General features: G+C 64.1%; 7 protein-coding genes and 1 pseudogene. 5 read left to right on the top strand and 3 right to left on the bottom strand.

All coding sequences use genetic code 11. The features are described 5' to 3' along the window. Positions 1–190 precede the first annotated feature (190 nt). Entirely contained in the window at positions 191–961 is a 771-nt protein-coding gene (locus B3E94_RS22300; protein ID WP_286915240.1) for a class I SAM-dependent methyltransferase, read from the top strand. A gap of 135 nt (positions 962–1,096) precedes the next feature. On the opposite strand, the gene B3E94_RS22295 is transcribed toward B3E94_RS22300, so the two are convergent. Then, entirely contained in the window at positions 1,097–2,185 is a 1,089-nt protein-coding gene (locus tag B3E94_RS22295) for a polyamine ABC transporter substrate-binding protein (protein ID WP_286915238.1), read from the bottom strand. Positions 2,186–2,228: 43 nt separating this feature from the next. Continuing rightward, positions 2,229–3,527 carry an NAD(P)/FAD-dependent oxidoreductase gene (locus tag B3E94_RS22290; protein ID WP_286915245.1) on the bottom strand — a complete coding sequence of 433 codons (1,299 nt, stop codon included), beginning with the start codon at positions 3,525–3,527 and terminating at the stop codon, positions 2,229–2,231. A gap of 133 nt (positions 3,528–3,660) precedes the next feature. Between B3E94_RS22290 and B3E94_RS22285 the strand changes: the two genes are divergently transcribed. From B3E94_RS22285 to B3E94_RS22270, 4 genes and pseudogenes are all read left to right on the top strand, one after another. Then, on the top strand, positions 3,661–4,578 hold the full coding sequence (locus tag B3E94_RS22285; RefSeq protein ID WP_286915237.1) for a LysR substrate-binding domain-containing protein: 918 nt from the start codon (positions 3,661–3,663) through the stop codon (positions 4,576–4,578). Between the two features lie 82 nt (positions 4,579–4,660). Beyond that, complete coding sequence (locus B3E94_RS22280; RefSeq protein ID WP_176514001.1) at positions 4,661–5,167, top strand: sigma-70 family RNA polymerase sigma factor; 507 nt, start codon at positions 4,661–4,663, stop codon at positions 5,165–5,167. Next, positions 5,137–6,162 (top strand): FecR domain-containing protein, encoded by a 1,026-nt coding sequence (locus B3E94_RS22275; RefSeq protein WP_349681713.1) that lies wholly within the window; start codon positions 5,137–5,139, stop codon positions 6,160–6,162. The genes B3E94_RS22280 and B3E94_RS22275 overlap by 31 nt, the downstream gene beginning before the upstream one ends. Positions 6,163–6,243: 81 nt before the next feature. Continuing rightward, positions 6,244–8,642 (top strand): annotated as a pseudogene (locus B3E94_RS22270) (TonB-dependent siderophore receptor). 45 nt (positions 8,643–8,687) lie between these two features. On the opposite strand, the gene betI reads toward B3E94_RS22270, so the two are convergent. Further along, a complete protein-coding gene (gene betI / locus B3E94_RS22265) occupies positions 8,688–9,326 on the bottom strand; it encodes a transcriptional regulator BetI (protein ID WP_286915236.1) in 639 nt (212 codons plus the stop codon). Positions 9,327–9,392: the final 66 nt, after the last annotated feature.

Below are 9,392 nucleotides of genomic sequence, written 5' to 3'. Positions count from 1 at the left end.
ATTTGCCTTCAGTACTGCCCGCCTTGGCGTTGCCACAGGCAGAAACGACTAGGGTGGTCACAGGGCAAATAGATTTAGGCACCCCATGCGCAACTAGAATTTGCGACGTCTGCAGGGACATCTTCATCTTCACGCCCCTGCACAGTTCCTATAATCCGCACATCCCCAGCCCTACCAGGAGCCCACCGTCATGCCTCACGTCCATGACGCTGCCCAGACCGGATACTCCCGCCAGGCCCAGACCTATACCCAGGGCCGGCCAACCTACCCCGAAGCCCTATCCACCTGGCTGCACCAGGCGCTGATGATCGACGGGCATACCCGCGTCATCGACCTTGGCGCTGGCACCGGCAAGTTCACTCGCCTGTTGCAACCACTGACTGACCGGCTGATTGCCGTCGAACCCGTCGAGGCGATGCGCCAGGAATTCGCCAAGTGTGTGCCCGGCATCGAGGTGCTTGCCGGAACGGCACAGGCACTGCCCTTGCCCACTGCCAGCGCCGAGGTGGTGCTGTGCGCCCAGGCCTTCCACTGGTTCGCCGACGCCCAGACATTGGCGGAGATCCATCGGGTGCTCACCCCAGGTGGGCGCCTGGGGCTGGTGTGGAACGTTCGGGATGAATCGGTCGATTGGGTCGCGGCGATCACCCGCATCATCGCCCCTTACGAGGGCGATACACCGCGCTTTCATAGCGGCCGATGGCGCGATGCGTTCGACGGTTCTGGTTTCTCGAAGCCTGAACTTACCTGCTTCGAGCATGCTCACGTCGGCAGCGTCGAAACAGTGATCATGGAGCGGTTTCTGTCGGTCAGTTTCATCGCCAGCCTGCCGCCTGCGGACAAGGCCGAGGTTACCCGGCAACTGCGTGAACTGATCCAGACGCACCCGGCGCTGCGGAGGCTGGAAACCCTCGCGTTTCCCTATCAGACCCAGGCGTACCTCTGCCAGCGACTTGGCTGAGGTTGCGCCCGTTGAAGGATTCACCTCCCACAGGTATGCCGACTGATCAGGTACAACGGCGTACTTGTGGGAGCGGGCATTGTGTGAACTTGTAGAAACTGGGTGAGGCAATTGCTCTGAAGGGCAGCACGATGGTCAGGTGCCGCTGGTGACGCGTGTCCACAACCGCGTGCTCATGCGCATGCCGGCGGGCGACAAGGTCTGGATCGGGAACAGTGTGTCGAGCACCTGCTGAGGTGGGTACACCGCCGGGTTGTCACGCAGGGCCTGGTCCACGTAGGGCAGCGCGGCCGCGTTGCCGCTGGGGTATTTCACCGCGTTGGTGATGTGCGCCATCACCTGCGGGTCGAGCAGGTAGTTCAGGTAGGCATAGGCCGCCTCCAGGTGCGGCGCGGCCTTGGGTATCACCACCATGTCGACCGCCACCGTGGAGCCTTCGCGGGGGATGCTGTAGCCCAGGTGCACGCCGTTGTTCGCCTGCTGGGCGCTGGTCATCGCCTGCAGCACGTCGCCGCTGAAACCGACCGCCACGCAGATATTGCCGTTGGCCAGGTCGCTGACGTACTTGGACTGGTGGAAGTAGCTGATCGACGGGCGAATGCTCAGCAGCGCCGTTTCAGCCTTCTTCAAGTCTTCAGGGTTCTGGCTGTGCGGGTCCAGCCCCAGCACCTTGAGGGTGATCGGCACCATCTGCGTCGGGTTGTCGAGGAAGGCCACGCCGCAGGCGCTGAGCTTGCGGATGTTTTCCGGGTTGAACAGCAGTTGCCAGGACTGGGTGACATCGGTGTTGCCGAAGATCGCCTTGATCTTGTCGACGTTGTAACCGATGCCCGTGGTCACCCACATGTAGGGCACGGCGTAGCGGTTGCCGGGGTCGCTGGCCTGCAGCAGCTGCATCAGCTTGGGGTCGAGGTTGTGCCAGTTGGGCAGGCGGCTGCGGTCGAGCTCCTGAATGGCGCCGGCCTTGATCAGCCGGGGCAGGAAGTGGTTGGACGGGCTGACCAGGTCGTAGCCGCTGCCGCCGGTCATCAGCTTGGCCTCGGTGGTTTCGTTGCTGTCGATGAGGTCGTAGGTGGGCTGTATGCCGCTGCGGCGGGTGAATTCGGCCAGGGTGTCGTCGGCGATGTAGCCGCTCCAGTTGGCGATGTTCACCGAGTCGGCGGCCTGGGCGGCCAGGCTGAACAGCGCCGTGCAGAACACGGCCATGCGGGTGCGTTTCATCATCTTGCCCTCTGTTGTTATTAGTGTGCGCACGGGGGCGCCGGGGTCAACGTTCGTGCTTGGCGCGGTGCACTTCCCAGGCCATGCGCAGGGAAGCGCCGATGTCGAAGAACGGGCGTGGCGGCAGGTAGCCCGGCTGCGCCTGGGCCAGGACATCACCCAGCAAGGGCGACTCGGCGCCGCTGGCCATCTCGACCAGCAGGCGGCCCCACAAGGTGCCGCGGGCGACGCCCGAGCCGTTGCAGCCGGCGACGGCATGCAGGCCCTGGTCGATGCGGCCGAAGCAGGGTTCGCCGGAGCGGGTGCCGCTGAGGTGGCCGGTCCAGGTGTATTCGATGTCCTGGGCGCCCAGCCCGGGGAAACGCTTTTGCAAGCCCTGCACATGCTGCTGTTGGCGCAGCTGCAACTGCGCCGGCTGGAGGTCCCGCTGGCGGTATTCCACGGTGTTGCGGATCAGCAGCCGGCGGCCCGGCAACAGGCGCAGGGTGGCGCCACCCGGCAAGGTCGAGAGCACGCCCCAGGCGCGTTCGCCGAACAGGCTCTGCCAGTGGGGCCCGGTCAGCGGGCGGGTGATGCTGGCGCTCAGCTCCAGCGCGAAAGTGCCGCTGTGGTGCACGCCCACCCTGGGCAGGAAGGCGCCGACACAGGCCAGCACCTGCCCGGCAACCACCTCCCCCGCCTCGGTCCGTGCTTGCCAGCCCTGGCCTGCACGGCGAAGGCTCAGCACTGCGCTGTGCTCGAACACCTCGACCCCAGCCGGCAGGCTGTCGGCCAGGCCGCGCACGTACTTGGCCGGCTGCAGCAAGGCATTGCCGCCGGCGCAATGGATGGCGCGGCTGTAGAAGGTGCTGCCCAGGCGCTGCTGCAGGGGCTCGCCTTCCAGGTACTGGGCGCTGGCGCCTACGGCCTGAAGGGTGTGGAGCACGGCGTCTACCTGCTGCAGGTGCGCAGGCTGGTGCACGGCGAAGTGGTAGCCCGCATCGTCGTATTCGCAGTCGATCGCCAGTGCGCCCATGCGCTTGCGCACTTCAAGGCCGGCTGCCACGCCAATGCGCGAGGCCACCTCGAAGCCGGCAAAGCCGGGCTTGCCGAGCAGCTCGCCGGGGGCAGGCATTTCATGGCTCACGGCAAACCCCGAGTTGCGCGCCGAAGCGCCCTGGGCGACGCGTTGCCGGTCGAGCAGGATGATGCGTTGCCCGGGAAAGCGCGCGGCCAGGGTGTGCGCGGCCGCAAGCCCGGTGATGCCACCGCCGATGATCAGCCAGTCGCTGGCCTGCCGGCCTTGAAGACGCGGATGCGCGGCGGACTCCCCCGCCAGCGCGATCCATCCACAGCGGTTGTCGATTGCCATCAGCTCCTCCACAATCAATGCGCACGGGTTATCGACGTGAAATCGGAGTGCGCTTATGGGGCTTAATCTACGGGGGCCTCAGGCGTGTTTCTAACGCTAATATTTCATTCAGCCATTCCCAAAACGCATGGATAAATTCTTTCGCCCGCCTTCGCTCCAGGCCCTGCAGGCACTGGTGCACGTGGCAGACAGCAGCAGCTTTACCGAAGCGGCCAGGCAGCTGCACCTGACCCAGAGTGCGATCAGCCGGCAGATTCAGCAGCTGGAGGAGCACTACGGCGTGGCCCTGTTCGACCGCACCAGCCGCCGCGTGGCGCTGACCGACCAGGGCCGGGATGCGTATGGCGTGGCCAAGGCGATGCTCGAGGAAACACGTGCACTGGCCCAGCGGCTCTCGCCCGAGCCGCAGGACCGGCCGTTTCGGATTCGCATCTTCGTGTCGCTGGCGGTGCGCTGGTTGCTGCCACGCTTGAGCAGCTTCTATGCACGCAACCCCGAGCTGTGCCTGTCGATCGAGACCGTCAGTGGCGAGGTGGTGGAAACCAGCGGCGATTGCGATGCCTATGTGCTGTATTTGCGCGAAGGGCTCGATGAGCGCCCGTTGACGGTGCTGTTCGATGAGTACCTGGTGCCTGTGTGCGCGCCGACCCTGGGCGATGGCCAGGCCCTGCCCCGCTCGCTCGAAGCGTTGGGCCACCACGCACTGATCCATGGGTCGACCGGGCGGCATGAGTGGAACCTGTGGTTGAAGGCCCATCACGATCAGCCTGAACGGGCCTACAAGCACCTGATGTTCAACCTCGACGACCTGGCGCTGGATGCGGCTGCGCGGGGCTTGGGGGTGGCGATGACCGACCGGATGCTGGCGCATGATGCGCTGCTGCGCGGCGACCTGGTGGTGCCGTTTGGGCAGCCGCTGAAGACCGGGGCCGTGTATGCGCTGTGGCTGCGCGACAGCGGCGTCGCGCACCCGGCGTGCACGGCGGTGTTGCGCTGGTTCGAGGAGCAGTTGGAGATGACCTGGGATGAAGGCGAGGCTGGCTAACAGCCATCTTCAACGTTCTTGTCGGCACTCGATTAGTCAAATATGATACTACGTCTCATTTGCATCGATACCGTGACCGCCCATGGCATCCGTCGATACCGCTCAGTTCACCGCTCTGTACGAACAGCAACACCGCTGGTTGCGTAGCTGGCTGTATCGGCAACTGAGCTGCTCACACCGCGCTGCCGACCTGATGCAGGACACCTTCATGCGCCTGTTGGTCAGCCAGGAGGCGTTCGAAATCCGCCAGCCTCGGCCCTTTTTGGCCAAGGTGGCGCGCAGTGTCCTGTGCAACCACTACCGCCGCGCACGCCTGGAAAAAGCCTATCTGGATGCACTGCAGGCACAAGACCCAGGCGTGCTGCCGGATCTGGCGACCCAGTTGATTGTGTTCGAGACCCTGGTACGGCTGGACGAAGCGCTCTGCGAACTGGATGTCGCCGTCAAAAAGGCGTTTCTCTGGTCGCAACTCGATGGCCTCAGCCACGGGGAAATTGCCGAGCGCCTGGGTATTTCAATCGCTACCGTCAAGCGCCACATCATCAAGGCGGGCGCCCGATGCATGCTGGTTGCGGGCCCGCTGCAATGACCATCGCCACCAATGCCCTTGCCCGGGAACCTGCGCTATCGCCGAAAATGTGCGAGGAGGCGATGGAGTGGTGGCTCGATATGCAGGAGGGCCCTTTCGATTCATCCGCACAGGCCGCTTTCATGGCATGGCGCAGTGAACACCCCATGCATGAGCTGGCCTGGGAAAAAGCCTTGGCGCTGGGCGAGCAGCTCGATTCACTGCGCACCCGCGGCGATGCCAACCTGGCCCGCCAGGCCCTGCTGCTGCCCTCCCAGGAAGGGCTGAGCAGGCGCCGAGCAATCAAGGGCCTGGCCTTGCTGCTGGCTGCAAGCGCCGGCGCATGGGCGAGTCGCGACAGCGAAATGGTGTCGCGCATGAGTGCCGACTACACCACCGGCGTGGGCGAGCAGCGAGCTGTTGCGCTGGCCCCGGGCCTGTCGCTTGAGCTCAATACCCGCAGTGCGTTGAACGCTCGGGCGACTGAACATCGCTGGCACCTTCGGCTGCTCAGCGGCGAGGTGTTGATCGACACGGCCTTGAACCCGGCGGTATCTGTCGACACCGCCCAGGTTCGCGCGCAGGCGCCCTCGGCGCGGTTCACGGTGCGCCAGTTCGACAATGGCTCGACCCAGTTGGCGGTCTATCGGGGCTCGCTGCAAGTCATTCCCGCTCAAGCTGGCAGCTGGACGCCCCTGCAAGCCGGACAACAGGCGCGTTTCGGGCCGCTGGGGATGCTCGATCAGCGTGCAGTGCAAGCCTCCACTGCCGCCTGGGCCGAGGGCATGATCGTCGCCGACGGGCAACCGCTGCAGGCGTTTCTCGATGAACTTGGCCGCTATCGCCATGGCCACCTGGGGTGCGACGCCGCCTTGGCCAACCTGCAAGTGTGGGGCACCTACCCGCTGGCAGACAGTGACCGCATCATCGATGCCGTGGCCCAGACACTGAAGCTGGATGTACAACGCTTCACGCGCCTGTGGGTCAATTTGCGCCCCTCGCCAGCTAACGTTTGACGTTTTTTCGTCCTCGATGAGCCGTTTTGATTTCTGGCGAGACTCATAGGCCATACATCAAAAATCATCGGGAACCTTCGCATGCGCCACCGCCGTCTTTCGTCCTGCTACAACACCTCGCTCGCGGCTTGCGCCGCAGCGGTGCTGCTCGCCACTTCATCGCCCGTGTGGGCCGCCGCCGACAGCAGCGTGCAGCACTACGAAATCCCCCCGGCGCCGCTGGGCACTGCGCTCAATCAACTGGGCCAGCAAGCCCATTTGCTGTTGTCGTTCCCCAACGACTTGATTGCCGGGCACAGCAGCCCGGGCCTGAGCGGCGACTACACGGTCGAGGGTGCTTTGCAGGCACTGCTTGCGGGCAGCCAACTGATTGCGGTGCGCCTGCCGGATGGGCGCTACACCCTCCAGCCGGCGCCGGCCACTACCGGCATCGAGCTTCAGAGCATTTCGATTTCGGGCAAGGCGCCCGGGTCGACCACAGAAGGCACGGGGCTCTACACCACCTACTCCTCCAGCAGCTCGACCCGCCTGAACCTGACGCCCCAGGAAACCCCGCAGTCGCTAACCGTCATGACCCGCCAGCGCCTGGATGACCAGCGCCTGACCAACCTCAGCGATACCCTCGATGCCACCCCGGGCATCATCGTGTTGCGCGACGGGCTGGGCGCCGAATCCGACGGTTACTTCTCGCGCGGCTTCGAGGTCCAGAACTTCGAGATCGATGGCGTGCCCACTGTCAAGCGCATGGACAACTACACCCAGAGCATGGCCATGTATGACCGAGTGGAGGTGGTGCGCGGTGCCACCGGCCTGATCAGCGGCCTGGGCAGCCCGTCAGCGACGATCAACCTGATCCGCAAGCGCCCGACCGTCGAGGCTCAGGCCAGCGTCTGGGCAGAAGCCGGTAACTGGGACCGCTACGGCACCGGCTTCGATGTGTCCGGCCCGCTGACCGAAACCGGCAATGTACGCGGGCGCCTGGTCGCCGACTTCAAGACCGAGAAATCCTGGGTGGACCGCTACAAGCAGGACTCGCAACTGATCTACGGCATCACCGAGTTCGACCTGACTGAGGACACCCTGCTGACCATGGGCTTCAGCTACCAGCGCACGGACGTCGACTCGCCGATGCGCTCCGGCCTGCCGACGCGCTTCACCGACGGCTCACGCAGCAATCTCAAGCGCTCGCTCAATTCGGCGCAAACCTGGTCCTACAACGACCATAAACAAACCAGCTTCTTCACCTCGATCGAACAGCAGTTCGCCCATGGCTGGAGCGGGAAGGTCGAACTGACCCACTCGGAAAACAAGTTCGACGAAGTCTTCAACTACGTCAACGGCGGCCTCGCCCCGGACGGGAGCGGCACCACGCAGTTGCCCGTGCGCTTCTCTGGTATCCCGCGGCAGAACAACATCGATGCCTACCTGACCGGCCCGTTCGGCCTGCTGGGCCGAGAGCACGAGCTGATCGCCGGCGTGACCTTGTCCAACGCCTACGAGAACGTGCCAAGCTACGGCGGCTGGAAGTACGACTACTCCGGCTCGCCGGCCGGTGCGATCGACAACCTGCTGAACTGGAACGGCAACTCGGCGAAACCGGCGTTCGACGTCACGGGCAAATCCACCGCCGACGAAACCCAGTACGCCGCCTACCTCGCCACGCGCCTGCACGCCACCGACAACCTCAGTGTCTTGCTGGGCAGCCGGGTGATCGACTGGCATCGCGACATCGAAGACAAACCCTACAACGCCGAAAAAACCAAGACCAAGGAATCGGAAACCGGTGTCACATCCCGTATGCCGGCGTGGTGTATGACGTCAACGATACGTGGTCGCTGTATGCCAGCTACACGAAAATCTTCAACCCGCAGTCGTCGTGGGTTCGCGACATCGACAACAAGCCCCTCGACCCCATGGAGGGCACCGGCTATGAAGTGGGTATCAAGGGCAGCCACTTCGACGGCAGGCTGAACTCCAGCGTCGCGCTGTTCAAGATCGAGCAGGACAACCTGGCGATCTGGATCGACACCCCAGGCGGCAACACCTACAAGTCGGAACAGGGCACCACGACCAAGGGCGCGGAATTCACCCTGGACGGCGAGCTCGCCGAAGGCTGGCAGGCGTCTGCCGGTTATGCTTATGCGGTCAGCACCGACGCCGACGACCAACGCATCGTCACCACCCTGCCCCGCCACAGCCTGAAGACCTTCACCAGCTACCGCCTGCCAGGAGTTCTGGACAAGGTCACCCTTGGCGGCGGCGTGAACTGGCAGAGCAAAACCGGTGCCGACCTGCATACCTTCACCCAGGGCAGCTACGCCGTGACCAACCTCTTGGCACGCTACGACTTCAACCCGCACCTGAGTGCGTCAGTGAACCTGAACAACGTGTTCGACCGCCAATACCTCAGCTATGCCGGCGACCACGGCATGTATGGCGCGCCGAGAAACATCATGACGGGTATCCGGTACAACTTCTGACGCTCGCGCGCAGCGTGCCTTGACTGCGATTGCCGTTGCGGTGTTTCAGCCAGGCTGTGCACCAATCAACAGCTGCGCCGTCTGCAAACAGCACTTTTCGGCCTTGCGGGCGCTGAAAGCCTTGTGGTCCAGCGCCCACTCCAACCAGAAGCCATCAATCAGGGCAGTGATGATCAGCGCGCTGCCCTTGGCATCCAGCGCCAGGGCTCGCTCGGCCGCGATGGCTTTGAACACCCCTTCAAGCTCCTTGCGGTAGTCGGCGTAAAGCTTGCGATTGAGCTCGCGCAGTTGCTCGGAAGACACCGCCGCGCTCCAGAAGCCGAGCCAAGTGGTGAGGATGAACTCGTTGAAGATGCTGCCTCGGAACGAAGAGCGGATGATCGCGGTGAGACGCTCCACGGGCGTACCACCCTTGGTTTGCAGATAGCGGCGGGTCTCCTCGCGCAACTGGTTGGTGAGCTCCTGATAGGTGGCGAGCATCAGTTCGTCCTTGCTGGAGAAATGATGGCCGATCAGCCCGACCGACACCTCGGCCTCGTCGCAGATACGTTCGGTCGTGGTACCGGCGTGGCCGAAGCGCGTGATGCAGCGCATGGTGGCTTCGACGATGGCCTTGCGCCGTGTCTCTGGATCGACTCTGGTCCTGCGCTTTCGGGGCTTATCGTTCGGGCTGTCCACGCTCATGGCTGAATCCGCTTCTCTCACTAAAATGGCAAACCCGCCCGCTGCAGCGCAGCGGGCGGGACGCCA

Source organism: Pseudomonas sp. UBA6315 (genome assembly GCF_002438125.1).
Lineage (GTDB): Bacteria > Pseudomonadota > Gammaproteobacteria > Pseudomonadales > Pseudomonadaceae > Aquipseudomonas > Aquipseudomonas faucium.
Note: the sequence above shows the minus strand (reverse complement) of the source record. Positions and strands in the feature narration are given on the sequence as shown.

Bases quoted from the DNA above. Each gene is read 5' to 3' on its own strand.
- B3E94_RS22280 (WP_176514001.1), top strand. From the start codon at position 4,661: ATGGCATCCGTCGATACCGCTCAGTTCACCGCTCTGTACGAACAGCAA.
- betI (WP_286915236.1), bottom strand. From the start codon at position 9,326: ATGAGCGTGGACAGCCCGAACGATAAGCCCCGAAAGCGCAGGACCAGA.
- B3E94_RS22295 (WP_286915238.1), bottom strand. From the start codon at position 2,185: ATGATGAAACGCACCCGCATGGCCGTGTTCTGCACGGCGCTGTTCAGC.
- B3E94_RS22285 (WP_286915237.1), top strand. From the start codon at position 3,661: ATGGATAAATTCTTTCGCCCGCCTTCGCTCCAGGCCCTGCAGGCACTG.
- B3E94_RS22300 (WP_286915240.1), top strand. From the start codon at position 191: ATGCCTCACGTCCATGACGCTGCCCAGACCGGATACTCCCGCCAGGCC.
- B3E94_RS22275 (WP_349681713.1), top strand. From the start codon at position 5,137: ATGCATGCTGGTTGCGGGCCCGCTGCAATGACCATCGCCACCAATGCC.